The organism is Bacillus cereus group sp. BfR-BA-01330, assembly GCF_022663885.1.
Classification (GTDB): domain Bacteria; phylum Bacillota; class Bacilli; order Bacillales; family Bacillaceae_G; genus Bacillus_A; species Bacillus_A cereus.
In genome coordinates, this window is sequence record NZ_JAKUGK010000006.1 from 305,312 (window position 1) to 332,254 (window position 26,943).

Genomic DNA, 26,943 nt, shown 5'->3' on the forward strand with positions numbered 1-26,943 from the left:
TGTTTTTTATATTCTTTATAAAATTCTCACTACATTTAAGCTTGCTGTAATCGCACCTGCTATAGTAGTCACATGCCCTACACCTAACGGGCCATTTTGTAATATTAATGTTGAATTGGCACTCGTCACATTCACAAGAAGTGTATTTGAAATGGCTGGTTCGATTACTACAGTTGATGTCGTTACGTTTTGTATAAAACTCCCTGTTAGTTGCGTTCCATTTAATAGCAATCTAACAGATACTGTCTCATTCCCACCATTTGCATCCCCTTGAAAATAGTAGCTTACTAAATATATTCCTGGCGTCGTTACTGTGACTGTCGTAGCACTAGTTAAAGATACACCAGTTCCATATACAGTGGATCCAGAATTAATTGGGATGTTGGCATTTGCTGCAATTGTGCTTGTTGATGTAGAAAAGAAATATCCGCCACCTGTCGATATAGCAGATGATCCTGTTGCTCCAGTTAAGCCTGTTGGACCCGTGGCACCTGTTGGGCCTGTTACTCCTGTTCCCCCTGTCGCTCCTGTTATTCCTTGTATGCCTTGTATTCCGGTCGGTCCAGTTGCACCAGTCAATCCCGTCTGGCCCGTTACTCCTGTTGGACCCGTTATCCCTTGTGGTCCTTGGATTCCTTGTGGACCTTGAGGACCCGTTGCTCCCGTCTGGCCGGTTGCTCCCGCCTGCCCCGTTGCTCCTTGTGGTCCTTGGATTCCTTGTGGACCTTGAGGACCCGTTGCTCCCGCCTCGCCGGTTGCTCCTGTTGGACCGGTTGCTCCTTGTGGACCTTGAATTCCTTGTGGACCTTGAGGACCCGTTTCCCCTGTCGGGCCCGTTGCTCCTGTTGGACCTGTTGCCCCCGACTGGCCAGTTATTCCTTGTAGACCTTGAGGGCCGGTTGGGCCGGTTGGGCCTTGTGGACCTTGCACGCCTTGTATCCCCTGAATTCCTTGGGGGCCGGTTGGACCAATTGGACCTTGAATTCCCTGAATTCCTTGAGGACCCGTTGCTCCCGCCTGACCGGTTGGGCCTTGTGGACCTTGCACACCTTGTATTCCTTGAGGACCGGTTGGGCCTATACTTCCTTGTGGTCCCTGAATACCTTGTATTCCTTGAGGACCAGTTGGACCTGTTATGCCACTCGGACCTTGTACGCCTTGCACTCCTTGAGGACCGGTTGGACCACTCGGACCTTGGATTCCTTGTAGCCCCTGTAAACCAGTTGGACCGGTCGCTCCCCTTACTCCTTGCTCACCTTGTATGCCTTGTATCCCTTGAGGGCCGGTTGGACCGATTGGCCCCTGTGCCCCTTGCACTCCTTGTGGACCAGTCGGACCGGTTGCTCCTACCGGTCCCTGGATTCCTTGTAGACCTTGCGGACCAGTCGGACCGGTTACTCCTTGTATCCCTTGTGGACCTTGAATGCCTTGATCACCCGTTGGACCCGTTGCCCCCATCGGTCCCTGTACTCCTTGCAAACCTGTTACACCAGTTGCTCCGGTCGGTCCCTGGATTCCTTGTACCCCTTGAATTCCAGTCGCTCCTGTTGCTCCGGTCGCTCCTGTTGCCCCTGTTGCTCCAGTCGGACCAGTTGGACCCCCTGGTGATCCTGCTGGACCGGTTGGACCAGTTGGACCTCCTGGTGGACCAGTTGGACCGGTTGCTCCAGTCGGGCCAGTTGCAGAACCTGTCGGACCAGTTATCCCAGTGGCTCCTGTTGGGCCGGTTGGACCTGGATCACCTTGTAAACCGGTTGGACCTGTCGGACCGATTACACCTTGCACTCCTTGTATTCCTTGTATTCCTGTTGGACCTACCTGCCCCATTTCTCCCTGGGGACCTTGTAAACCTTGAACACCAGTTTCCCCTTGTGGACCCATTGGTCCTTGCTCCCCTTGAATTCCTTGAGAACCAGTTGGCCCGGTTGGACCAATCGGACCCTGTATTCCTTGTATTCCGGTTACACCTTGTAAACCACTACCTCCTAAATTACCTTGCACACCTTGTATACCAGTATTTCCAGTTGGTCCAGTCGGACCAATTTCCCCTTGCACTCCTTGTATGCCTTGTATTCCTGTTGGGCCGGTTGGACCGATTTCTCCTTGCATTCCTTGTATGCCTTGTATTCCTGTTGGACCGGTCGGACCGATTGGGCCAGGAATTCCTTGTATCCCTTGAATACCAGTTGGACCAGTCGGACCTCTTTCTCCTTGTATTCCTTGAACACCTTGTATTCCCTGTGGGCCTCGTTCTCCCATAGGTCCTTGATTACCTTGAGAACCTTGTGGTCCAGTTAAACCAGTTGGGCCGGTTGGACCATTTTCTCCTTGCACCCCTTGCACTCCTTGTATTCCTTGTGGGCCGGTTGGACCGATTGGACCTTGTACGCCTTGTATTCCTTGCGGTCCAGTTGGTCCACCTAAAGCACCAGTTGGACCGGTTGGACCAGTGGGCCCCGTAATACCTGGCGGTGGAAAAGGAATAGGTGCTTGAAACTTACTACACTTATCTTGATTCTTCACAAGCATCTCCCCCGTTATAACTAACGTATCAAACTATTTTTAATACATTTAAACTAGCTGTTATCACACCAGATAATGTCGTTACATGCCCGATAGCTAACGGACCATTTTGTAAAGACAAAGTTGCATTTGAAGAAGTAACTTCAATGACCATCGTATTCGAAACTGCTGGTTCTAATATAAAAGTACCTCCTGTAACATAAAAAATAAAACTCCCTGCGACTTGTGTTCCATTTAAAGTAAGCCTCACTGAAATTGTTTCATTTCCGGCAGTTGGATCACCTTGAAAATAATAGCTTACTAAATAAATTCCCGGCGTACTTAACGTTACAGTTGTTGCATTTGTTAAACTGACATCAGAACCAAAAACTGTAGATCCAGAATTAATTGGTATTAACGCATTCGCTGCAATTGTACTCGTTGAAGTAGAAAAGAAATAACCGCCCCCACTAGGTAAACCAGTCGCTCCTGTCGCTCCCGCTATTCCAAAGAAACCTATTGAACCTGCACTACCAGTTGCTCCTGTCGGTCCCACCACGCCACTTGGGCCCTGACTACCTTGTGCTCCAACTGGGCCTATACTACCACTAGCACCTGTCACCCCACTTGCTCCAATTGGGCCTTGCAACCCTTGAATACCTTGTATCCCTTGTATTCCTTGCGGACCCGTTGCACCTGTATTGCCTGTCGTTCCCGTTATTCCTTGTATTCCCGTAATCCCTTGAACACCTTGCACTCCTTGTAGTCCAGTTGCCCCAGTTGCTCCTGTGGCTCCAGTTTCACCCGTTGCACCTGTAATTCCAACATTTCCTTGTGGGCCTTGTGGGCCTTGACTACCTTGCGCCCCTTGGACTCCTTGTGGGCCTGTTATACCGACTTCCCCTGTATTTCCTTGGGGACCTCTAATTCCTTGTGCACCTGTTGGACCGATAATTCCTTGCACACCTTGTATTCCTTGCACTCCTTGCGCTCCTGTTGGACCCGTTATTCCTTGTAATCCTTGAGGACCTTGCAAACCGATAGCTCCAGTCGGTCCTATTATTCCTTGCACTCCTTGAGGACCTTGGGCACCTTGTGTACCTGTCAATCCGGTAGTCCCTTGTATCCCTTGAACACCTTGAGGACCTTGTGTTCCAGCTGCTCCTGTTTCCCCTTGAATTCCTTGTACGCCTTGGATTCCTTGTGCTCCAGCTGGGCCGGTTGCTCCTCGGATTCCTTGTGCTCCTTGAGCTCCTTCCGCTCCTGTAACACCAACTGGACCAGCTATCCCTTGTATTCCCACCATTCCTTGTGCACCTGTTGGACCTATCACACCTTGAATACCTTGAATACCTTTAGGACCTTCTGCACCAGTTGGACCAGTTACTCCCAGCGGACCTTGTATTCCTTGAGAACCTTCTGCACCAGTTGGACCTGTTATACCTTGGTTACCTTGAGGACCTTGTGCTCCTTGTACTCCAACTGCTCCAACTACACCTTGGGCACCTTGCGCTCCCCTTACACCTTGATGACCTGTTGGACCTGTTATACCTTGCACACCTTGCCCTCCAATTGGACCTATCCCTCCGCTTACACCTGTTGAACCGGTCGCACCCGTTGGACCTGTTGGACCTCCTGGTGGACCGGGTGGGCCAGCTGGTCCAGTCACTCCACTAGAAGGGCCAATTGGACCGGTCACTCCCGTCGGACCGCCCGGTGGTCCTTCTGAGCCTTGAGTACCAATACTACCCGTCGCTCCTGTTATACCTCTTATTCCCTTTATCCCTTGAAAACCTGTTGCTCCCGTTATACCTTGTATTCCTTGCACACCTTGTGGTCCTTGTAAACCTATTACACCTGTTATCCCCTTTATTCCACTTATACCTTGGGCACCTTGCATTCCAGTAGAACCAGTTGGACCCACTTCACCTTGTATTCCTTGAGCTCCTTGTGGGCCTTCCTCTCCAGTAATTCCTTGTATACCTTGGAAGCCGTCTTCTCCTTGTATACCAATAGCCCCTTGCTCTCCTTGTATTCCTTGAACACCTTGAGGGCCTTGTGGACCAGTTACACCCGAGACTCCAGTTACGCCTCTTTCTCCCTGCATTCCTTGTGCCCCTGTTTGTCCTCGCTCACCTATTTCCCCTTGTATTCCTTGTATACCTTGTATTCCTTGACTACCAGCAGGACCCGTAGCTCCTTGTATTCCTTCTAATCCTTGTACTCCAATATCACCAATTAGACCTTGGTTTCCGATTAATCCTTGAGCACCTTGGAGACCAGTTGGGCCAGTTATACCTTGCTCTCCTGTATCACCAATAACTCCTTGTATTCCTTGTGCTCCTGTTGTCCCTCGGGGACCTTGTATCCCCCTGATACCTTGAGGACCTTGGGGCCCAGTTGCTCCCGTCGGTCCAGTCACCCCTGTAGGACCAACAGGACCTTCATGCCCTCCAGTTGGACCGATTGGACCACTATTACCTGTCGGACCCGTTGCTCCTATAAGCGGAAGAGGCAGTGCCACTCCAAATTTTTTGCACTTTCTATGATGACGCACAACAATCCCCCTTCCCCAAAATAATTACACCTTTTATATGAAATGCATTTTTATAAGAAAAGTACACCTTTGACCTCATTTTTTTAAAATAAAGAAGCCTATCATTTCATCTATTTGAAATCATAGGCTTCTTTTATAAAAACACTTTACTTTCTAGCTTTAATAATAAAAGTAGTCGGCACCATTCTAGCTTTATATAAAGAATAATACTTCGTAGACGGCTCAGCTAGTTCTCCATCAAACGAGCTTGATGGTTCAGGCTCTTCTATTCTCTCAATTTTAAATCCCACTCTATTTAACTCATTTATGTATGTACTTATTTTTCTCTTATATAATGTCGCTTGTACATTTTCTCCTTTAAATGTTTCAAACGTAATGGGCGTTTCCTCATGATAAGAAGACTTTATAGCAACTTCTTCCGTACCATACTGTAAGTTTGAATATACCGGGTGCTCCCAACTAAAAATAAAACTTCCCCCTGGCTTTACATATGAATAAATCAGTTCCAACGTTTTTCTTAAATCCGAAGTCCAACCTAATGCATAAATGGAATATACAATATCAAAATATCCTTTCGGAATATCGCCTTCTTCTTCCATTGCTCCGCATACTAACTTTGGATTCCAATCCTTTAACGTCTTATTCGCTATTTCAATTTGTGTACTCGAAAGATCAAGCCCCCATAATTCCTCTGCCCCTTGTTCCGCCATATATTGCAACGAATGCCCACTTCCACAGCCAATATCAAGAACCTTTTTCTTTCTGATTGAATCGAACAAACGAATCTCATCTTCAGACGCCGTATACGGACCATATTTAGGTAAACAATCCACTTGAAAGAAATAAGGTGCAACTGTATCCCAACACTTTTTATTTAAAGCTAACATTTGCGTACCTTTCATATTCTACATTCCCCCATCCATTTTTCTTTCTCTAATATTAATTACATATCATAACCAGATCGCCCTTTTCTCTTCGCCCGGTAGTTTTTCACTTTCGCAATCGTACCGCATGCTCTTCCTCCTTCTTCTCCAGCATACATACCGCACCATCTTTTACTTCCATTTCGCGAATGATCATAAAATACCCAGCGACAATCTGGACATGCTTTTAACCTTCCCCATACATTTTCTTGAATTGACATTAACACAATGCTTAACACTTTTGTATACACATTCTCTTCATATACCGGTTCATATGTAATACCTTTCATATCATCCTTTATATGTACATGAAATGGGTATTTCTCTAACCATTTTTGCAATGATCCTTCGCCTTCAATTGTCATCCGAATATCTTCTCGAAAACCTCTTAATTCCTCTATCGTATGAAATGGAAAATCTTCATCAAAATATTCTTTCATAAAAAGCTTTATGTCTTCTTCTGTTTGCAGCAAATCAATTGGCTCTCTCGTATCGTTTGGTATTCTCCATGTATTTAAAAATTCCCGAATATATTCTAGTTCATTTGGAGCGTTTTGATTCAATTCGATCCACCTTCTTCTTAAAATTTACTTTTTTCTGACTTTATGTATAATTATAGTATAAAATAGTTAACCATCAAATGATTTTACTGGTTACATAATTAGGAGGATTTCTATGAAAAGTTTCTCAACACCGATACGTTTCATGCTTATTTCTTCATTTTTTATGTCTTTTGGGTATTTTGCAGTATACGCATTTTTAGCTATTTATCTATTAACCTTTCTTCATTTTTCTGCTGTCCAAGTAGGAACAGTGTTGACGGTTATGACAATTACATCACGAGTTATCCCATTATTCTCAGGGTTAATTGCTGACAAAATAGGCTATATCATTATGATGATAGCCGGTTTATTTTTGAGAGGAATCGGATTTATCGCTTTAGGAATATGCTCTGATTTCTATACAATTTCTATTTCTTCTGCACTTATTGGCTTCGGAACTGCATTTTACGAACCTGCTGCGCGCGCCATATTCGGTTCACAACCAGCTCATTTGAGAAAAAATTTATTTACATATTTAAACCTTAGCTTTAATTGCGGTGCAATAATCGGACCAATTGCAGGAGGGTTCTTACTCTTACTTGATCCAATCTATGCCTTCTCTCTAACAGGATCACTTATGCTGTTATTCGCTTTTATCTTTTACTTACTTAAAAATCACTTCCAAGTCACTACTGAAAACACGTCTATTACATTAGGAATACAGGCCATCTTACAAAACAAGTCTTTCCTTCTGTTTTCCTTTATCATGATTTTCTTCTATATTATGTTTACTCAACTTACTGTCGCACTTCCACTTCATATGAAAAACATTAGTAGTAGCAATCAACTTGCTACACTCGTTATTACGATAAATGCGATAACAGGCGTCATATTTATGGTATTATTCCGAAAATTATTCCACAAATACAACACACTTTCAATTATTAAATACGGTGTTTTATTAATGAGTATTTCCTTTTTACTCATTCCTTTATTTCAACACCCATATTGGCTCTTTATTTGTGTAATTTTATTTACAATCGGTGAAACACTCGTATTACCTAACGCTGATATCACTATTGCAAATTACAGTAATGAATCATATACAGCCACTTTCTTCGGATTTTATCAACTATCACTCGCATTTGGTTTTATCATTGGTAATTATACCGGTACATCTTTTACATCCAACTTAAGCGGAATGTATACACCATGGCTTATTTTTGGCGGAATAGGACTTATTGGTTTTATTTCACTACATATTTTGAATATAAAAAAAGTGGCCTCTAAAGAGGATATACACCTATGTAATACAAGCGACCTATAACGAAAAAGATTCGACCATCATATGTGACAGTCGAATCTTTTTATTGTTCATATTCAAGATGATTATGCCTTTTACAACCAAACAAATAGCACCCACCTATAAAATCCGTTTCAAATTCTAACCCTGGAACATATCCAGATTTGATACGTTCTACCATTGTTTTATAACAATTATTCTCTTCTGTATATTCCTCAATTAACTCTTTCTTATCATTTTCTGTCCAGTTTTCTTCTACTTCTTCATTCTGAACATCTTCTATTTCTGCTTTTTTCGCTTCGATAGATTCCCGTATAACTTCATTAATACGGGAGAAATTATTCGTTTTATATAGAGCATACACAAATCTACTAATCCAATTAGGACTTTTCCAGCATTCTTTATATCCCTTTTCGAACCATTCAATTGCTTCTTTATAGCAATTCAACTCAACATATAAATCTGCTACATTAATTTCCCCTAAAAAATTATCAGATTCCCTGTTAAAAGTATCTAACTTCTCTTTTGCTTCTGTCGTTCGTTCTAAATCAATTAAACATTTTACATAGCTATACATGATATAGTCCGAATCCCCTGCAACTCGCAAGAAAAAGTCTGAAGCTTTTTCCAGCTCTCCAAGGTTATAATGCGCTACAGCTACATTATGATATGCTTCATCTGATGGTTGAATCGAAATAGACTTTTGTAATGCTTCTTTCGCTTCTGTCCATTTTTCTTGTTTCATGTAAATGTCCCCTAAGATGTTATAAGGAAAGTATGAAGAAGGATTAAACTTAACAACTTCTCTTATTAATTCAAGAGCTTTATCATCATTCTCTTCCTCATAAAAGTACATCCAAGCCAGATTATTGAGAGATTGTACGTCTCTAGATTCATGTACTGCTTGTTGAAACAGTTCCATTGCTTCCTCATATTTATTTTGTTCAAACATTTCAATTGCCTTCTCATTAATGTTCAAATAACTACCTCCGAAGTAAATGAATTCATCTATTCCCTATCATTATTGTAAAATGTAAAAATTATAATTTCTATAAAAAAATTTCTTTCTCTCGTCTACATTTCGATTGAAATAGAAGCTAAAACATACGAATTTACAAAAATCAGTAAATTTTTCATTCTCCCTTAAATTGGATATACCTCCTGTTTCATTTTACATATTATGGTACAATTAAGAGGGTACTAACTAAACATTTACGCTCCGCACTAGTAATCTAGCAATACAAAAATCAAAAATCACATGGAATTGAGGGATGTTATGAAACAGAAATTAGCTGTTCTTCTATTCACTGGAATCATATTATCAGGATGTTCAACTATAGCAGAGAATTCTTTAGAAAGCGGGAAAGGCAGTATGGAATTATTAACACCAACGATTACAGCAAAAGACAATGAATTAGAAATTAAAACTAAAGGCATTGATGAAAATAAAGTAACTTTTATTTATGTTGCTAATAAAAAAGTGTTGGAACAAAAACTAAAAAATGGTGAATCCTACAAACTTAACATTAAAGATATCGAACACGCTCATAGGACGGACTACAAACCAAAAGTTCAACTTTTACAAACGAAAGACGATGATGATGATGGAGAAATAGTAACCTTCAAACAAGTTAGATATACAGTTAAAAACTGATTTTAAAGTTGTTTCATTATAAATGTAACAAAAGAAAATATACTTTTAACAGTAGATAAATGTAGGGGGTGCTAACATGAAAAAACGATGGATTTCTTGGTGGATTGGTAACATATTTTGGATTATCGTTTTTGGAATATGGGCCGCTATTATTTGGCTACGAGATGTTGATGGTGCTGGTGTTATTCAAACACCTGAAATTAAATCCATATCACTTATCGTTTTATTAATCACGTTTATCATACCGGTATTTTTTCAAATTATATGGCTAATCATTAATTTGAGAATGAGTAAAAAACATAATTATACGATTTAGTTTTTTTGAATTAATAGATGAATATTTTTCATAAAAAAAGAGAGAAATCTACATAAAAATAGATTCCTCTCTTTTACATTTGGACTTATACTGCACTTTTACTGCAGCACTACTCCTCTTTTTTTACGATGCATGTTCATCTTTCTTCTTCATTAACGCTCTTTTCTTCATCGCCTTCGTTAAATATCCACCCTTAAACGAGCGAATTTCATACGAAGACATAAACGCTTTCGGTGCAATTTCATTAATGATTTCTAAAAGCTCTTTCTCTCTAGAACGCTTTGCGACGATATCTAAGCGATAACGTATAGAATTAATACCTTCGCCTTCAAATACTGTAACGCCAAATCCAGAGTGACGTAACTCATCTACTAATTCATTACAACGGTCTAGTAAACTAACTTGATACGTAATATAACCAATTGCTAATTTATTCTCTATATAACCGCCTAATAACAGTCCCGCACTAAAGCCAATGACATAGGCAACGATGTTCATCCAATTTGATAAATCTTGAAACACAATACCTAAACTGACAATGTAAATAGCTCCTTCTAACAATCCAACACCAGCAGCGGATCTTGTTTGATTCTTTACAAGCAAAATCGTACGGATTGTTAATATTGGAACGTAAATAATTTGAAGCACAAAAATAAGTAGCGCTTGTAACATTGGTATCCACCTCTTTCAAAAAGTCTTTTGTCATAATAACATACATAACCTTTAGAAATCGATGGGTTTTTTAAAATTTTTTTATTATTTTTCATACTATTGAAAAACACAAAAAAGAAGCGTATTATATTTGTCATTAATTTGATTACTTGTATCATATCGCTAAACTAAAAAAGGAACCTGATTAGGTCCTTTTCATCATAGCTCTATATTTTTCGAAGCATGTTCTCTTTGCTTCTCTTCTTCTTTCACTAACTGCATATTTGCGTACGCTAAATTTGCAATCATTAAAAAGTGACCACCTAAAATACCTGTACCGAATGCCCACATTTCCATTTCATGCTCAATTTCATACATGATGATAGCTCCTAAAATAGCAGCTGCAAATCGGTTTAAAACTCCTAATCCAGGAGCCTTTTCCTTCATTACGATACTTTTCCCGAGTTTCTCCACTCTGCGAGCTAATAACCAAAGACAATAAGCACTTACTGCTAATCCAATACCGAACCCTGTCACTTGTTTTCCAAACGGAGTAATCGTCCACATAAGTAGTAAACCACTAAAGATCACATACAATTGTAATCGATATACACGTAAGGCTTCTTGAATCAAAATATCCGCTCCTAAGTTCTCATTTTTTGTACTTTAGAAGAAAAGCAGCAACTTACACAGTTGCTGCTTTCTCTTCTTCTTGTTCTTGTTCCATCTTACGAATTTCAACACGTTTAATTTGGTAAGCGTCTTTTTCTAACACTTTAAATTCATAACCTTCCGCCTCAACGTGTTGTCCTTCTTCGATTTCATGATTTTGCATCATAATCCATCCACCGATTGTATCCACATCATCTTCTTCGATGTGTAATCCAAATAAATCTTTCACTTCTGAGATAAGCACTTTTCCATCAACAATAATATGTTGCTCGTTCACATGTTGAATTGGTGGTGCTTCATCTTCATCATATTCGTCACGAATTTCGCCGACGATTTCCTCCAAGATATCTTCAAGCGTTACAATTCCAGCTGTTCCTCCGTACTCATCATATAAAACAGCCATCGGAATTCGCTTCTTCTGCATTTGAAGTAATAAATCGTGAATTGGAGTCGTTTCCATCACTTCAATAATCGGACGCATATACGAGCGAATAGATGATAAATCTTTTTGATCCTCGGTCATATATCGAATAAAGAAATCTTTTACGTTGACCATACCGATAATATCATCTTTATCTTCTCCAAAAATCGGATAACGTGTGTATCGCTCATTTTGGATTACTTTCATGTGTTCTTCTACTGAATCTTCCAGGTAGAAACCAACGATTTCTGTTCGCGGTACCATAATCTCTTTTGCAATACGATTATCAAATTCAAAAATGTTATTTACATACTTGTATTCAGCTTGATTAATTTCGCCACTTTCATAGCTATCTGAAAGGATAAGACGTAATTCTTCTTCTGTATGAGCTACTTCATGTTCTGAAGCTGGCTTTAAACCAAATAAACCAGTTATCACACGAGCTGAACCGTTCAATACCCAAATAAATGGATACATTACTTTATAGAACATCATTAATGGACCTGCCAATAATAACGTTACCCTTTCAGCCTTTTGAATTGCCATCGTTTTTGGAGCTAATTCTCCTACTACAACGTGTAAATACGTCATAATCATAAAAGCAAGACCAAATGTTAATACTGATGAAATAGAAGGATTTAAGTTCCATTTCTCAAATAACGGGTGTAATAACTTTTCAATTGTCGGTTCACCTAACCAACCTAATCCCATAGCTGTAACTGTAATACCTAATTGACAAGCAGATAAATATTCATCTAAATTTGTTGTTACCTTTTTCGCTGCTAAAGCACCGCGTTTTCCTTCCGCAACAAGCTGATCGATACGGCTTGAACGTATCTTTACAATCGCAAACTCTGCTGCTACGAAAAATCCAGTAAATGCGATTAAAATCGCAACCATGACTAAATTAAATATTTCCAATGAATCCCCTTAGTTAAAAAACTAAGGTGTCCACCTCCTGTATACTATAATGTTTTCTTATTTGTTTGTTAGAAAACATAGCCCGATACAAAAATTAAAGAGGTCGGATTTCACTTATTCTATAATAATAGAGCAAGTGTCTGTATTAAAGCTGTCGTTTGACCTGATAAAGATTTCGATATTTTTTCACGTTGTGAATCAGTCAATTCATCTAAAAGCGGTTTTAACTCAGTAAGCTCCACTTCTAATCGATGAATATGGTCTGTCACTTCATTCACTTGTTTCGAAACGTGTTCATTGATACCGAGCAGCTTCTTCTTCTCCTCGATTTTCTCTTTAATCTCACAAAGCGGCATATGCATTTCTTTGCACTTCTCAATAAATTGTAATGTCTCAAATGCTGTTTCGTCGTAATAGCGATAATTAGATTGAGATCGCTCCGCTTTTAAGATACCTAGATTCGTATAATAATCAATCGTTCGTTTCGACACGTGAGCCATGAGAGCCAACTGTCCGATTCGATACACCTTCCCAACGATCTTCCCCCCTTGTTTATATTACTTACATCATACAATACATAAACTGTACAGTCAAACGTGACGGTTTATTATTCACAATTTATACAAAATTCCAATCTCCTCCTATGATGATTCAATACGAGTAATCTACACTTATACAATAAAATTACTAAACTACTACCTAATCACTACATTATCTGCCACTTTTAACCTTTCTTATTTAAAAGCATATCCTACTAATAATGATTGCTTGTATAGGAGGGAATTAATATGAAAAAGACAATCATTTCTCATTTTTATAATGAAGAATACCTACTTCCATGGTGGCTTATGCATCACACGAAAATATTCGATCACGGCATTTTAATTAATAGAGGGTCTACAGATCGTTCCGTAGAGATTTGTAAACTATTAGCACCCCACTGGGAAGTACGAAATTCAAGATTTCTTGAGTTTGATCCAACTAATACTGATATTGAAGTGATGGAAATTGAAAGAGAAGTTTCAGGTTGGAAAATCGTTTTAAATACTACTGAATTCTTTTGTTGTAATAATACTGAAGAATTTTTTTCATCTCTTCATACACTAGGCCAAAACATGTATGCGATTAGAATGATTTTAATGATAGATAATCATAATTATAATTATTCAAAGCCTAGATATTCTATCCCCTTAGTAGAACAGCGATACCACGGTGTCTTCCCTTATAACCCAAATCTCGGATGTGCTTGGAGATTTATTCACAATCATCTAGACGGTGCATATTTACCTGGTAGACATCATTCGCGGCACGGATATATAATTTATGACTATCCTTCATTTATTTTAAAATTTTATTTTAGCCCTTGGAATGAACAATCAAAGGCAAGAAAATTACAAATTACACCTACCCTTTCAAAAAGGGGTGTTCAAATGGGACTTCAAACACATTACGGTCAATCTCCTGAAGTACTGGACATACGTTTTTTAGAGCTTAGTAACCTAACACAAGACCTCCGTCATAACCCTGAATATCAAGAATTATTCCCAAAATTCAAACCGTAATACTTTCTGCATCGTCATCACCTCAAACATTTTCATTCACTTAATCAAAAACAATCTCATTTGCATAAAACATGAATACTGTATAAATAATAAATTTTTATTTTAGGAGGAAAAAATGAAAGCTGTTATTCTTGCTGGTGGGTACGGTACAAGAATTGGGGAAGAAACACATTTAAAACCGAAACCTATGATTGAAATTGGAACAAAACCCATTCTATGGCACATTATGAGTTTGTATAGTCATTACGGAATTACTGAGTTTATTATTTGCTTAGGCTATAAAGGATATGCAATTAAAGAGTTCTTTCTAAATTACAACTTACACATGTCTGATTTCACAATACAATTAAACGATAATACAATTACTAGCCATTCTCATCGTGTAGAACCATGGAAAGTTACACTAATCGATACTGGTGTAAATACCGAAACGGGTGGCCGAGTGAAAAAGATTCAAAATTATGTCGGAGACGAACCTTTCTGCCTCACTTATGGTGATGGATTAAGTAATGTAAATATAAAAGAACTTATTACATTCCATAAAAAACATGGAAAAATGGCTACTGTTACTGCCGTACAACCTCCTGGTAGATTTGGTTCTCTCATATTAGATAAACAGTCTGTAACATCTTTTCAAGAAAAACCATTAGGTGATGGCGGATGGGTTAACGGTGGATTTTTCGTTTTAAATCCTGAAGTTTTCAATTACATTAGTGGAGATAAGTCTGTTTTTGAAACAGACACTTTAGTTCAGTTAGTAAACAAAAATGAATTGACCGCATATCAACATTCTGGTTTTTGGCATCCGATGGATACATTGCGCGATAAAAATAAATTAGTCGAGCTATGGGAAAGTAATAGCGCTCCGTGGAAGGTTTGGTAATATGGCTTCATCATCTTTTTGGAATAAGAAAAAAGTATTTATTACAGGACATACTGGATTTAAAGGCTCCTGGCTCACCCTTTTCTTAAATTCTTTAGGTGCAGAAGTAGTAGGCTTTTCTTCTCATCCCCCATTCATTCCTAACATTTTTGAACAAGGTAACGTAGCAAAAGAGTGCACGACAATGAAAGGCGATATTACAGATTACCATTCTTTATTTCATGCTATGAAGCAGCATAAACCTGACATAATATTTCATTTAGCAGCTCAGCCAATCGTAACCGCTTCATACAAAAATCCTATCGATACATTCAAAACGAATGTTTTAGGTACTGTCCACGTGCTAGAAGCAGCAAAGTCCGTCGAAAGCGTACGTGCCATTATTAATGTGACAAGCGATAAATGTTATGAGAATGACGGTAGTGGCGACCGAGCGTTCGTGGAAAATGACCGACTAGGAGGTTTCGACCCTTATAGCGCTAGTAAAGCTTGCGCTGAAATAGTAGCAACATCCTATCAAAAATCATTCTTCCGCACTAATACCCAGAAACTCGCCTCAGTCAGAGCTGGTAACGTCATCGGCGGTGGTGATTGGGCAGAAGATCGATTATTCCCTGATATCATTCGGGCATATTTGCACAATCATACTTTGTGTATTCGAAACAAATATGCCGTCCGTCCGTGGCAACATGTTTTAGATCCTCTACATGGCTATATCCTTTTAGCTGAGAAACTTTGGAATGATGCTAAATATGCAGAAGCGTGGAATTTCGGCCCAATGAATGAACCTAACAGAACCGTTCATGATGTCATTGAATCTGTAATAAAATTATGGAATAACCCACTAACAATCATTTCCTCCTCTACAAATACTCCTTATGAATCACCTGTTTTAACACTCGATAGTACAAAAGCAGTAAACAAACTCGGCTGGACTCCTAAGTTATCAACAGATGATGCTATCGCTTGGACTGTTGATTGGTACAAAAAATATGCATCTGGTGAAAATATAGAATCTTTCACACGACAACAAATCGATGCATTCAAAAATTTATAAGGAGGCTATAAAATGGAACAGAACAAATGCCGTTTTTGCCACTCATTACTAACCAACACTTTTTTAGATTTGGGCGTTTCCCCTCTTGCTAATTCATTTGTAGCTCCTGAAAGCTCATATAAAATGGAACCTTTTTATCCGCTGCACACATTTGTTTGTAACTCTTGTTTACTCGTACAGCTAGATGAATTTGAATCCCCACAAAATATTTTTCATAACTATTTATACTTCAGCTCTTACTCCTCAAGTTGGCTACTACACGCTAAACAATATGTAGAAATGGCGATTAAGCGTTTCAACTTAACGAAACATTCAAAAGTGATTGAAATCGCAAGTAACGATGGGTACTTATTACAATACTTTAAAAAAGAAAATATCGAGACATTGGGAATTGAACCCGCGAAAAACGTAGCAGAAATTGCTATCAAAAAAGGAATTCCTACTCATGTGAATTTTTTCAGTAATGACTTAGCAAAAAAATTGCCACAAGCTGATTTAATCGTCGCAAATAACGTATTAGCACATGTTCCAAACTTGCATGATTTTGTTGCCGGTTTAAAAACGTTATTAAAACAAGATGGCACGATAACAATTGAATTCCCACACTTATTAAACCTCATATCCTTTAAACAGTTCGATACTATCTACCATGAGCACTTTTCCTACTTCTCACTTATAAGCCTTCAAAAAGTTTTAAGTTATCATCATTTACAAATTGTTGATGTAGAAGAACTTTCAACGCATGGTGGTTCCTTACGGATTTTTGTAAACCATCTAAGTGCCCAATCAACTATCCATTCCAATGTTACAAAATTAATTCAAAAAGAAGTCGACCACGGGTTAGATACTTTAGATTGCTATCTCCTTTTTTCTAAACGCATCGAACAATTGAAAATAAATATTTTAAAGTTTTTTATTGAAGCGAAAGCTTTAAACAAACAAATTATCGGTTACGGTGCTCCAGCTAAAGGAAACACCCTTTTGAATTATTGCGGGATAGGTAAAGAATTTCTAGCTTATACAGTAGATAAAAATCCTCACAAACAACATCTCCTTTTACCAGGAACTCGTATTCCAATAAAATCTCCAGCAGAAATTAAACGTACAAAACCGGATTACATTTTCATACTTCCTTGGAATTTGAAAGACGAAATTATGAAAGAATGCTCTTTCATTTGTGAATGGGGCGGTAAATTTTTAGTGACGGTTCCAGAAGTTGAGGTGATCGAGCCATGAAGAAAGTTGTTGTAACAGGTGGTAGTGGCTGGATAGGTAAATATGTTGTACATTCACTTATACAAGAGGGATATGAAGTGCACGCTACGTATAATAAAAATAAACCCTCTCACCTCCCTTGCCATTGGCATAAAGTAAACTTGCTTCGCGATGACGAAGTAAAACAATTCATTTCGGATGTTCAGCCTAGCCATCTCATTCACCTTGCTTGGGAAGCAGTGCCACCAGCATGCTATGTATCTATTAATAATTACTATTGGCTAAAGTCTAGTATTTCATTGATTCAACACTTCACAACATGCGGTGGAAAGCGTGTTGTCGTTGCAGGTACTGGCGCAGAGTACGAATGGTTTAACGGCGTATTATTTGAAGATTCACCGCTCCTTTCCTATAAAACCCCGTATTCTTTATGTAAAAATGCACTGCACTCCTGGCTAGAAACGTATGCACAACAAACAGGCCTCAGCATGTGTTGGGGCCGCATTTTTCATATGTATGGACCTCACGAACAAGGTAATCGGCTCGTTTCTAACATTATCACTTCCTTATTAAAAAACGAGGAGGCACTATGTACACATGGAAAACAATCGAGAGATTTCCTCCATGTGAGTGACGTCGCTGACGCTCTCGTAACAATATTAGAACACAGCGTTACAGGCACCATCAATATCGCTTCTGGTCAATCTGTACAAATTAAAAAGTTAGCTTCTATCATTGCTAAAAAGATAGGAAAAGAACATTTAATTAAACTAGGTGCAATCCCTTTCTCTAAAGATGAACCTTTATTTGTCGGGGTTAATGTAGAACGTTTAAAAACTGAAGTAAACTGGAAACCAACATACGATCTAAATACAGGAATTGAAGAAACAATTTTATGGTGGAAATCATTTATACAAAAACATAACGATATGCATCATTAAAACGTAAATCCTTCGTTCCTCTCGCTAATTCCTTATACCATTCTTCTAATCTTTCCGACGTAACAATATGTTGCGTCCCCATTCCCCCATGCTTACTAGCTTCAGAAAGAGTCGGACCAATTTGTAACTTTCTCTTTCTCATCGCATCGTTCCACGGACTAAACCCAAACCATAATATACAGGCAAGAGGTGGATAAATCATCGATTCATGCGCAGATAAATGTCTTCCAACCGTATAACTTCCATGCTCATGATTATGAATAAATCTACCTCTTCTCCATAACGGCCAATCTTCTGGTAAATAACCATGAAATCTCTGTTTCATTAAAGGTATTCCAAAGTTAAGGTCCGGATAGTTGTAGTTAGGATCATCAACCATAATAAGCCCGTCCAGCCAATACATCCTCCCCCCCAATTCATGTAGCGATTTCCAAAACTGATTTTTATCTTGCACGCAAAGAAACTCAGTCGTATTTAAAATCATTTTCCATCCTTGTACTTCTTGTTCTATCCTCATCACTTCATGATCTGTCGCATATGCATCAAACTCTGGATTTACAGAATCTCGCACCTCCCAATGCGGTGCGAATTTTTTACAAATCTCAACGGAACGATCTGTTGAACCTTTATTAATTAAAATACCATGATCAAAAAGTTTCGTATGATGCATAAGCCACCATGGCAATAAATACTCTTCATTGTAAAAATGTGAAATAACGGTTGTAGTTATAATAATCTCCTCCTCTTTCTCTATTAATCTACTTTTTATCCTACAACCAATATACTCATAAGCAAAAATATGTTTCCTAATTATTGATCAAATATTATTATTAATATTTTTGTAAGTTTTCCTTTGGTACCCAGCCCTTCTCACCACCTCTTCCTTCGCACCAAACCCATCCATTCAATTCTTCTAATCCGATCAATCTTTCTCCAATACTCACATTTAATTCTTTCGCAGTATATTGTTTTATAATAATTCCTGTTCCATTCATATCTTTTCTTATAATTTGCTCCGGAACCCATCCTTTCCGGTTATACTTCTCTTCGTGACAAAACATCCAGTTTTCCCAGTTTTCCGGACCAGCGTAACTCTCTATCATTTTCACTACATCCCCCTCTTCTAAGCGAATTGGATTAGGATAATTGCTAACATGTGATTTTATAACGATATATTTCATAACAACCTTCAATAATCAGAAAATTAAGTTATAATATCATTATAACTTAAAGAGGAGGAATGCACTCATGTACTACAACACTTCATTCGAAAACGATCAACCTGTAGGCCGTCTATAAACTAAGACGGGCATTCATTTAGCACATACACTATGCCTCGTCTTAGGGAGCACATATTACCCTAAAAATAGACGGAGGTATTTCAAATGAAACAAACAATTTTAGGAGCTATATACTTATCACTAGCAGCAAGTATATGGGGCGGTATGTATGTTGTTAGCAAATACGTACTCGATTTCATTCCACCACTAACACTCGTTTGGCTACGCTTTATTATCGCTTTTATTGTTTTATATGGCATTTTGAAACTAGCTGAGAAAAAGCAAAAGAAAAAAGTAACCCTTCGCAAAAAAGATTGGCTCCTATTCGCTTGGATTGGATTTATCGGCTATTTCATTTCGATCACATGCCAATTTATCGGAACAAAATTATCCGACGCTCATACAGGCTCGTTAGTTACATCAGCTACACCTGCATTTATGATTATATTTGCAGCGCTCATTTTGAAAGAAAAACTAACTACTCGTAGACTTTTATCTACTATAATAGCGACAATCGGTGTCATTATTGTAATCGGATGGGATATTGAAATTGGCTCCTATTTTATTGGAACAATCATTTTAGTTGGAGCCGCTATTACGTGGGCTTTACTATCTATTTATGTAAAAATCGCTTCAATCCAATTTTCATCCTTAGTTATTACAACGTACGCAATTTTCTTTTCACTCTTTTTTATTACACCTTTTATGATATGGGAGCTACAAGCGGCCTCTATCGGAACAGTAAATACGTACGTAATATTAGGCGTATTATACTTAGGAATCGTCTCAACAGCAGGTGCCTTTTTCCTTTGGAATAAAGGATTAGAATTACTGGATGCAAGCATAGGTTCCTTATTTTTCTTCTTCCAACCTATCGTTGGATCATTACTTGGTTGGCTCTTATTAAATGAAACATTAAATAGTAACTTTTTTATTGGTGGTATTCTTATTATATGTAGTGTTTTCATTACTACTTTTGAAAAGAAATGAAAAACAGGCAGAGATTAAGAATCTCTGCCTATTCGTATACACTCTTTACGCACTCCAATGCGATGGACGAGACAATAATTTCGGTAATTTCGTATGTTTGTCCCCTCTAGCAGCATTAACTTGAACTTGCGTCAGAAAAATACTATTAGTAAAATCAGCCCCGCGAATATCTGCATCTCGCAAATCTGCTCCGATGAGATCTGCTCCTCTTAAATCTGCACCATTTAAGTTAGCCGCAATTAAGTAAGCTCCTCTTAAATTTGCACCTTGTAAATTTTTCTTTTTCAGATTCGCTCCCATAAGGTCTGCTCCGCGGTGAATGATTCGTTTCTTACGCGCAGTATTCATTTCCTTCCATACTAATTCGCTCGTTTCTAAAAGAAGAATGTTCACCTCTGCCCTATGCATTGGAACATTTATTTTCATTAACTCATCTGGATTTAAATTCGAAAGTCGCTCTGTCTCCTCAATTGCGGTCTCCAGCTCTTTATGAATTGGCTGTGTTGCCTTTAAAAGAATCGCTTCATTCAAATACCAAAGCATTTCATGAAGTTGATGCATAACCGGAAAAGCATCGTACATTTTTCTTGCATGCTTTGCATCTTCCCTCCAATCAATCCCTTTAAACGTACCCTGAGAAATCTTCTGCCCAGCACCGAAACATTCAAATACTGTACAACCTTTATAACCTTTTCCTCTAAGATTTTTATGTATACTACATTTAAAATCTGATTGTAAGTTGGAACATGGTTTACCACCATCTTTATTCACTGCAAAATCTACCGATGCTGCAAACGGTAATGCAACGCAACATAGACCGAAGCATTTTTCGCAGTTTGCTTTTAAATGATCGTTATGATTAGTCAAAATCTATACCCCCTGTTGTCTTTTGACTATTTCATAATATTCCAACTGTAATAAATAATCAATTTTAAAATAAACCAGCATCTTTCGTTTCAATTCATAACTTTATCATTCGATTTCCTTTCAATTGAAAAGGACTATTTCTATTTAATGAATTATAATTAAATTATAAATTTTCTAACTAAAAAGGAGACTTATTATGGCACTAGAAATGAAAACAAACTGTCAAATTTGCGATCAATCGCTCGAACAAAATTCTGAAGCATACATTTGTGTATATGAATGTACATTTTGCGCACCATGTACAGAAGAAAGACATAACGTTTGTCCAAACTGCGGCGGCGAATTAGTACGTAGACCGAAAAAGAAATAATAAAAAGCAAAGCGATATCGCTTTGCTTTTTATTATTTTCTGAGTTTATGAAATTATATCGAACACAACTTAAACATTTACAAACTTCACACAAACAGGCTCTGGCACAGCAACATCAGATTGTAAAAGTGTTAACTTACCTGTAGATTCATCTCTTGAAAATAACACAAGATTATGTGACTTTTCATTTGTAGCAACAAGGAACTTTTCAGTAGGATCTAATACAAAGTCTCTTGGCCAATTTCCTTCTGTAGATGTGTGTTCAACAAATGTAAGCTGACCTGAATTTTGATCTACGCTATAAACAGCGATACTATTATGACCACGATTACCTGCATATACAAAACGGCCGTCAGAAGAAATATGAATCGCACTTCCTTGATTATTTTCATCAAACTCTTCTGGAACAGTAGAAATATACTGTAATTCTGTAAAGGATCCTTCTGCAGGATTATAGGTTAACACAATAACCTCTGAACTAAGCTCCGTCATCACATATGCATACTTTCCATTCGGATGAAAAGTAATATGTCTTGGACCACTTCCTGGATTTACAGATAAACGATTCACTTCTGTTAATGTACTATCTTTTACTTCATACGTAATTATTTTATCTATCCCTAAATCAACGCCCACTACATATTTTTCATCAGGAGTGTACCCCGCGTAATGTGCATGTGGTTTTTCTTGTCTTTCTTTATTCGGACCTGAACCTTCATGTGCCATAATAGATGAAGCAGGATTTACAGTTCCATTTTCTTCATTTATTTCAAAAGACTCAATCGTTCCTTTATGGTAATTCGCTGTAACTACTGTATGATTTCCACTATCAACACTAATATGACAAGGAGAAGCACCTTCTACTACTTGTCTATTTTTCACTTTTAGTTCTCCAGTATGACTATCAATGGAATACGCAGCTACACCGCCAGATTCGCCTTCCTTAACAACGGAATAGAGATATTCATTATTTCGGTTAATCGTTACATATGTAGGGTTATCCAGCTTAGCGGCAAGTGTTACATTACTAATTTTTTTTGCTTCTACATCTAGCGTAAATTTATATATTCCTTCGCTATTTTCTTTCGTGTAAGTTCCAACATATCCAATAAACTCTTTGTTATCCTTCATTTTCATAACCCTCTCTCCCTATATTTTTCGTTCATCATGCTTCTTAAAATATTTTATGTTGAAAGAGTATCCTAAAAAATCGGAGTACCTCTTTATACGTTACCATATTTTCTTGGTAAATAGCTTTTAAACCCACTTTTTTTGATACGCTGCTATACTTTCATATTCTTCTTCCAATTGACGGGACAGACGGATATAGATTGGCGTTAAATCTTTATATTTTTCCACACTTTCCATGTTTGGCTCATGATGGAAATCTGCACCTACCATTTCAGAAACTACATGCAACGTATCTACTTCACCTAAACTATATAAACCGAGGATTGCAGCTCCTAAGCAAGAGCTTTCGAAACTTTCCGGAACATATACGTCTTGATGGAAGATGTCCGCCATCATCTGTCTCCAAAGTTCCGACCTTGCAAAGCCGCCTGTCGCTTGAATTTTTTTCGGTTCGCCAATTAACTCTTTTAAAGCGAGAAGAACCGTATATAAATTATAAATTACTCCTTCTAAAACAGCACGGATAAGATGTTCTTTCTTATGATGCAATCCGAGTCCAAAGAAAGATCCTCGTGCATTTGCATTCCATAAAGGAGCTCTTTCCCCTGCTAAATACGGGTGAAACAATAAACCGTCAGATCCAGGATTCACTTTTGCTGCTATTTCAGTAAGTACTTCATATGGATCTTTCCCTAAACGCTTTGCAAGCTCAATCTCTGAAGTACCCAATTGGTCACGAGCCCATCTGAAAATCATACCGCCATTATTAACTGGTCCACCGATTACCCAATGGTCTTCAGTTAACGCATAACAAAAAATTCTACCTTTTGGATCTGTTACAGGACGATTTGTTACAGCACGAATCGCACCGCTTGTACCAATTGTAACAGCCACAACGCCAGGATCTATTGCATTTACACCTAAATTAGATAGTACTCCATCACTCGCTCCTACTACAAAAGGCGTAGAAACAAGTACATTCATCTCTTTGGCAAGCTCTTCATCTAATCCTGTTAAACTGTGCGTTGTTGGAACAAGCTTTGAAAGCTTTTCATCTGTAATTCCCGCAACATGTAAAGCCTCTTCATCCCATTTTAAAGATTTCAAATTAAACATCCCTGTTGCTGACGCTATAGAATAATCAATTACATACTCTTTATATAACTTGTAAAAAACATATTCTTTAATAGAAATGAATTTATAACTTTTTGCGAATAAATCTGCCTGCTCATTCTGTAGCCAAACTAATTTCGAAAGTGGTGACATCGGATGAATTGGTGTCCCAGTACGAAGGTAAATTTCATGACCATTCATATCATTCTTTATTTTCTCCGCCCAGCTTGCACTTCTATTATCTGCCCAAGTGATACATCTCGTTAACGGCTCTCCCTTTTCATCTACGGCAATGATACTATGCATTGCCGAACTAAAAGAGACACAAAGAATATCACTTGGCTGTACACTACTTGATCGTACAGTTTCTTTAATCGTATTTATTACTGCACGAAAAATTTCTTCTGGGTCTTGTTCCGCTGTTTCAGGCGTAGGAGAATATAAAGGATATTCAATTCCATGACTAGCAATAACAGATCCATCAGTAGAAAATAGAACTGATTTTGTACTAGTTGTCCCAATGTCTACACCAACCATATATTTTGAGCTCACCATTTCTTCCTCCTAACAAAAAATTGTTACAGTATCCCACCATAAAAATACATACCTTTTATCTATTGATAACGTTGTATGCCACAATTATCTAAATAGAAACATCTTTATCTTAAACAAACATATCGAGTAGTAAAACTCCTCCAAAAGCGATAAATGAAAGTAACGTTTCTAATACAGTCCATGTTTTAAATGTTTCTTTCACTGTTAACCCTAGGTATTCTTTTACCATCCAAAAACCAGCATCGTTTACGTGTGAAAACATAAGTGCTCCTGCACCTGTTGCAATAACGAGTAACTCTAAATTCACACCTGTCGTATTTTCAACGATTGGTGAAACGATGCCCGCCGCTGTTGTTAAAGCGACTGTCGCTGACCCTGTCGCAATTCGAATTAATCCAGCTACTATAAATGCTAATACAATTGGGGATAGAGCTAAATGCTCAGACATTTGAGCAATAGCATTCCCTACGCCACTATCGATAAGAATTTGCTTAAATCCCCCGCCAGCACCAATAATCGCAACAATTGAACCGATTGGTAATAAGCTATCTTCTGTTACCTTCTTAATAGCCTTTTTATCGATACCTTGGCGAAATCCAAGAAAATAAAACGCTGCAAAACATGCAATCAATAGTGCAATGATAGGACTACCGATTAATGTGACAGTCTTCATCAAAGTAGTAGAAAGAGGCACATAAGGAGCTGCTGCAGCTAAAACCATTAACATAACAGGTAACAAAATAACTAAAAATGAAACTCCTATTCCTGGTAATTTCGTTGATTTTGTATTTACACGAATCAATTCTGGCTCATTTTCAGGAATTACACGTTTGTGAATCCATTTCGCAAATATAGGACCTGCAATAATCGCTGCAAAAAATGTAATAATGAGTGAATACAATAGTACCTTCCCAAGATTCGCTTTATAAATACCAATTGCTACAATTGCCCCTGGATGCGGAGGAACAAGGCCGTGTACGACAGATAGCCCAGCAATTGCTGGTAATGCTATCAATAAAATATTTTGTTTCGTTGTTTTATGAATTGAAATTACTAACGGCAGTAATATTAAAATACCTACTTCAAAAAACACCGGAATTCCAATAATAAAACCTGCAATTAACATAGCCCATGGTAAGTTTTTTATCCCAAAGGATTTAATAAAGAACTCTGCCACCTGCATTCCAGCACCTGACTCTGCCATCATTTTCCCTAAAATTGTACCTAATACTAAAATACCTACTAAATGCCCGAGAACACTTCCGACTCCCGTTTCATAAGCACTCACTATTTTATCCATTGGCATTCCAGACATAATTGCTAAAAACAAACTTGCAACCGTTAAACTAATAAACGCATGCCATCTCCACCACGATACCCCTAAAATAACAATTACAATTGATAATAATGTAATAATTAAAAGGTACATATTCATACTCAATCCCCCTTTATGTAAACCCTTTCATAATTACTATATAATTAAAAGAACCTATATAGTTCTTACTTGAGTAAAAGATACCTTTACATATTGCTATACGTTTAAAAGCATCTTCACATCATAATGATTTATATAAAAAGAATCTCCCTTATTAGAGATACACTATAACTCATCTCTCTAATAAGGGGATTTCTCTTTCATAATTATAATGTTATTGTGATAAACGCTTCGCGCGATCAACTTTTCCTTTTTTAAAAGTGAATGACACTTTCATCTCTGCTTTTTTCACGTAGTAAGACTACAAAATCAGGATCCAGTTTAAACGATGAAGTTACTTAGGATTTGTCCTCTCATGAAAAGCAATTTTCGGAAAGCACCTTCACTTTCATGCATTATAATTTAGGAGCTTTCGCCCAATCCGCAGCAAATTTCTCAATACCTTGGTCTGTTAATGGGTGCATAGCAAGTTGCTCGATTACTTTATAAGGGATTGTTGCAATGTGAGCACCTGCCATCGCTACACGAGTTACATGATCTGGATGTCTGACAGAAGCTGCAATAATTTGTGTATCTAATTGATGAACATCGAATAATTCAGCAATTTTAGCAACTAATAGTACACCATCTTCAGAAATATCATCTAAGCGTCCTAAAAATGGAGAAACATACGTTGCACCTGCTCGAGCAGCTAAAAGTGCTTGGTTCACAGTGAAAATAAGTGTAACGTTCGTTTTCACACCTTTTTCAGTAAGATAGCGACAAGCTTCTAATCCTGCTAGCGTCATTGGAAGTTTTATCGTGACGTTTTTATCGCCACCGTTAATTTTAATTAATTCTTCTGCTTGAGCAATCATTTCTTCAGCTGTAACAGCATCTGGCGTTACTTCTGCCGAAACAGACTCAACTTTAGGTACTGCCTGACAAATTTCTGCGATACGGTCTTCAAACTTAACGCCCTCTTTTGCTACTAAAGAAGGATTCGTTGTAACACCAGCTAAAACTCCAAGTTTATATGCTTTTTTTATGTCCTCAAGATTTGCAGTATCAATAAAAAATTTCATGATCAATTCCCTCCAGTT

The 26,943-nt window shown here is 38.1% G+C and carries 26 protein-coding genes; 10 read left to right on the forward strand and 16 right to left on the reverse strand.

Translation table 11 applies throughout. From position 1 onward, the window contains the following. Nucleotides 1-15 precede the first annotated feature (15 nt). From MR112_RS18960 to MR112_RS18975, 4 genes are all read right to left on the reverse strand, one after another. Nucleotides 16-2,529 carry a BC_3345 family exosporium-associated protein gene (locus MR112_RS18960; RefSeq protein ID WP_226368942.1) on the reverse strand — a complete coding sequence of 838 codons (2,514 nt, stop codon included), beginning with the start codon at nucleotides 2,527-2,529 and terminating at the stop codon, nucleotides 16-18. 22 nt (nucleotides 2,530-2,551) lie between these two features. After that, nucleotides 2,552-5,059: a collagen-like protein gene (locus tag MR112_RS18965; protein ID WP_130055493.1), complete on the reverse strand. Its 2,508-nt coding sequence runs from the start codon at nucleotides 5,057-5,059 to the stop codon at nucleotides 2,552-2,554. A 146-nt stretch (nucleotides 5,060-5,205) separates the two neighbouring features. Beyond that, a complete protein-coding gene (locus MR112_RS18970) occupies nucleotides 5,206-5,961 on the reverse strand; it encodes a class I SAM-dependent methyltransferase (protein WP_000679198.1) in 756 nt (251 codons plus the stop codon). Between the two features lie 41 nt (nucleotides 5,962-6,002). Beyond that, entirely contained in the window at nucleotides 6,003-6,545 is a 543-nt protein-coding gene (locus MR112_RS18975) for a CGNR zinc finger domain-containing protein (protein ID WP_140348551.1), read from the reverse strand. Between the two features lie 112 nt (nucleotides 6,546-6,657). On the opposite strand from MR112_RS18975, the gene MR112_RS18980 reads away from it, so the two are divergent. Continuing rightward, nucleotides 6,658-7,851, forward strand: a complete 1,194-nt coding sequence (locus tag MR112_RS18980; protein WP_000834867.1) for an MDR family MFS transporter — start codon at nucleotides 6,658-6,660, stop codon at nucleotides 7,849-7,851. 40 nt (nucleotides 7,852-7,891) lie between these two features. On the opposite strand, the gene MR112_RS18985 is transcribed toward MR112_RS18980, so the two are convergent. Next, nucleotides 7,892-8,806, reverse strand: a complete 915-nt coding sequence (locus MR112_RS18985) for a tetratricopeptide repeat protein (RefSeq protein ID WP_226368943.1) — start codon at nucleotides 8,804-8,806, stop codon at nucleotides 7,892-7,894. Between the two features lie 279 nt (nucleotides 8,807-9,085). On the opposite strand from MR112_RS18985, the gene MR112_RS18990 reads away from it, so the two are divergent. Continuing rightward, entirely contained in the window at nucleotides 9,086-9,481 is a 396-nt protein-coding gene (locus MR112_RS18990; protein WP_002041528.1) for a hypothetical protein, read from the forward strand. 76 nt (nucleotides 9,482-9,557) lie between these two features. Then, entirely contained in the window at nucleotides 9,558-9,797 is a 240-nt protein-coding gene (locus tag MR112_RS18995; RefSeq protein ID WP_000747681.1) for a DUF3923 family protein, read from the forward strand. A 123-nt stretch (nucleotides 9,798-9,920) separates the two neighbouring features. Here MR112_RS18995 and MR112_RS19000 read toward each other — a convergent pair whose 3' ends face one another. The 4 genes from MR112_RS19000 to MR112_RS19015 form a co-directional block, all read right to left on the reverse strand. Then, nucleotides 9,921-10,469, reverse strand: a complete 549-nt coding sequence (locus tag MR112_RS19000) for a DUF2179 domain-containing protein (protein WP_000938438.1) — start codon at nucleotides 10,467-10,469, stop codon at nucleotides 9,921-9,923. Nucleotides 10,470-10,667: 198 nt separating this feature from the next. Continuing rightward, nucleotides 10,668-11,081 (reverse strand): ATP synthase subunit I, encoded by a 414-nt coding sequence (locus MR112_RS19005; RefSeq protein WP_000613876.1) that lies wholly within the window; start codon nucleotides 11,079-11,081, stop codon nucleotides 10,668-10,670. Between the two features lie 52 nt (nucleotides 11,082-11,133). Then, nucleotides 11,134-12,462 (reverse strand): hemolysin family protein, encoded by a 1,329-nt coding sequence (locus MR112_RS19010; protein WP_000402258.1) that lies wholly within the window; start codon nucleotides 12,460-12,462, stop codon nucleotides 11,134-11,136. A 119-nt stretch (nucleotides 12,463-12,581) separates the two neighbouring features. Then, complete coding sequence (locus MR112_RS19015; RefSeq protein ID WP_000285639.1) at nucleotides 12,582-12,989, reverse strand: MerR family transcriptional regulator; 408 nt, start codon at nucleotides 12,987-12,989, stop codon at nucleotides 12,582-12,584. Nucleotides 12,990-13,250: 261 nt separating this feature from the next. On the opposite strand from MR112_RS19015, the gene MR112_RS19020 reads away from it, so the two are divergent. The 5 genes from MR112_RS19020 to MR112_RS19040 all read left to right on the forward strand — a co-directional run bounded on the left by MR112_RS19020 (nucleotide 13,251) and on the right by MR112_RS19040 (nucleotide 18,120). Then, nucleotides 13,251-14,024 carry a glycosyltransferase family 2 protein gene (locus MR112_RS19020; protein ID WP_000750973.1) on the forward strand — a complete coding sequence of 258 codons (774 nt, stop codon included), beginning with the start codon at nucleotides 13,251-13,253 and terminating at the stop codon, nucleotides 14,022-14,024. Between the two features lie 115 nt (nucleotides 14,025-14,139). Then, entirely contained in the window at nucleotides 14,140-14,907 is a 768-nt protein-coding gene (gene rfbF, locus MR112_RS19025; protein ID WP_000648808.1) for a glucose-1-phosphate cytidylyltransferase, read from the forward strand. Nucleotide 14,908: 1 nt separating this feature from the next. Next, nucleotides 14,909-15,964 carry a CDP-glucose 4,6-dehydratase gene (gene rfbG / locus MR112_RS19030; RefSeq protein ID WP_226368945.1) on the forward strand — a complete coding sequence of 352 codons (1,056 nt, stop codon included), beginning with the start codon at nucleotides 14,909-14,911 and terminating at the stop codon, nucleotides 15,962-15,964. 12 nt (nucleotides 15,965-15,976) lie between these two features. Next, a complete protein-coding gene (locus MR112_RS19035; RefSeq protein ID WP_226368946.1) occupies nucleotides 15,977-17,200 on the forward strand; it encodes a methyltransferase domain-containing protein in 1,224 nt (407 codons plus the stop codon). Next, nucleotides 17,197-18,120 (forward strand): NAD-dependent epimerase/dehydratase family protein, encoded by a 924-nt coding sequence (locus MR112_RS19040; protein WP_226368947.1) that lies wholly within the window; start codon nucleotides 17,197-17,199, stop codon nucleotides 18,118-18,120. Before MR112_RS19035 ends, MR112_RS19040 begins: the two co-directional genes overlap by 4 nt. Here the strand turns inward: MR112_RS19040 and MR112_RS19045 are convergent. Next, nucleotides 18,089-18,889 carry a glycosyltransferase family 2 protein gene (locus MR112_RS19045; protein ID WP_071739851.1) on the reverse strand — a complete coding sequence of 267 codons (801 nt, stop codon included), beginning with the start codon at nucleotides 18,887-18,889 and terminating at the stop codon, nucleotides 18,089-18,091. The genes MR112_RS19040 and MR112_RS19045 overlap by 32 nt on opposite strands. A 61-nt stretch (nucleotides 18,890-18,950) precedes the next feature. Further along, a complete protein-coding gene (locus MR112_RS19050) occupies nucleotides 18,951-19,301 on the reverse strand; it encodes an SH3 domain-containing protein (protein WP_226368948.1) in 351 nt (116 codons plus the stop codon). 204 nt (nucleotides 19,302-19,505) lie between these two features. Here MR112_RS19050 and MR112_RS19055 point away from each other — a divergent pair, with 204 nt between their 5' ends. Further along, nucleotides 19,506-20,390 carry a DMT family transporter gene (locus MR112_RS19055; RefSeq protein ID WP_226368949.1) on the forward strand — a complete coding sequence of 295 codons (885 nt, stop codon included), beginning with the start codon at nucleotides 19,506-19,508 and terminating at the stop codon, nucleotides 20,388-20,390. A gap of 45 nt (nucleotides 20,391-20,435) precedes the next feature. Here the strand turns inward: MR112_RS19055 and MR112_RS19060 are convergent, their stop codons facing one another. Continuing rightward, nucleotides 20,436-21,257 (reverse strand): pentapeptide repeat-containing protein, encoded by an 822-nt coding sequence (locus MR112_RS19060; RefSeq protein ID WP_000181423.1) that lies wholly within the window; start codon nucleotides 21,255-21,257, stop codon nucleotides 20,436-20,438. A gap of 196 nt (nucleotides 21,258-21,453) precedes the next feature. Here MR112_RS19060 and MR112_RS19065 point away from each other — a divergent pair, with 196 nt between their 5' ends. After that, nucleotides 21,454-21,627 (forward strand): DUF1272 domain-containing protein, encoded by a 174-nt coding sequence (locus MR112_RS19065; protein WP_001162792.1) that lies wholly within the window; start codon nucleotides 21,454-21,456, stop codon nucleotides 21,625-21,627. A 69-nt stretch (nucleotides 21,628-21,696) separates the two neighbouring features. Here MR112_RS19065 and MR112_RS19070 read toward each other — a convergent pair whose 3' ends face one another. From MR112_RS19070 to fsa, 4 genes are all read right to left on the reverse strand, one after another. Next, nucleotides 21,697-22,764 carry a lactonase family protein gene (locus MR112_RS19070; protein ID WP_226368950.1) on the reverse strand — a complete coding sequence of 356 codons (1,068 nt, stop codon included), beginning with the start codon at nucleotides 22,762-22,764 and terminating at the stop codon, nucleotides 21,697-21,699. Nucleotides 22,765-22,884: 120 nt separating this feature from the next. Then, nucleotides 22,885-24,426 (reverse strand): gluconokinase, encoded by a 1,542-nt coding sequence (gntK, locus tag MR112_RS19075; protein WP_226368951.1) that lies wholly within the window; start codon nucleotides 24,424-24,426, stop codon nucleotides 22,885-22,887. Nucleotides 24,427-24,535: 109 nt separating this feature from the next. Then, on the reverse strand, nucleotides 24,536-25,861 hold the full coding sequence (gene gntP, locus MR112_RS19080) for a gluconate permease GntP (protein ID WP_001057601.1): 1,326 nt from the start codon (nucleotides 25,859-25,861) through the stop codon (nucleotides 24,536-24,538). 395 nt (nucleotides 25,862-26,256) lie between these two features. Then, nucleotides 26,257-26,925: a fructose-6-phosphate aldolase gene (fsa, locus tag MR112_RS19085; RefSeq protein ID WP_000667692.1), complete on the reverse strand. Its 669-nt coding sequence runs from the start codon at nucleotides 26,923-26,925 to the stop codon at nucleotides 26,257-26,259. Between the last annotated feature and the right edge of the window lie 18 nt (nucleotides 26,926-26,943).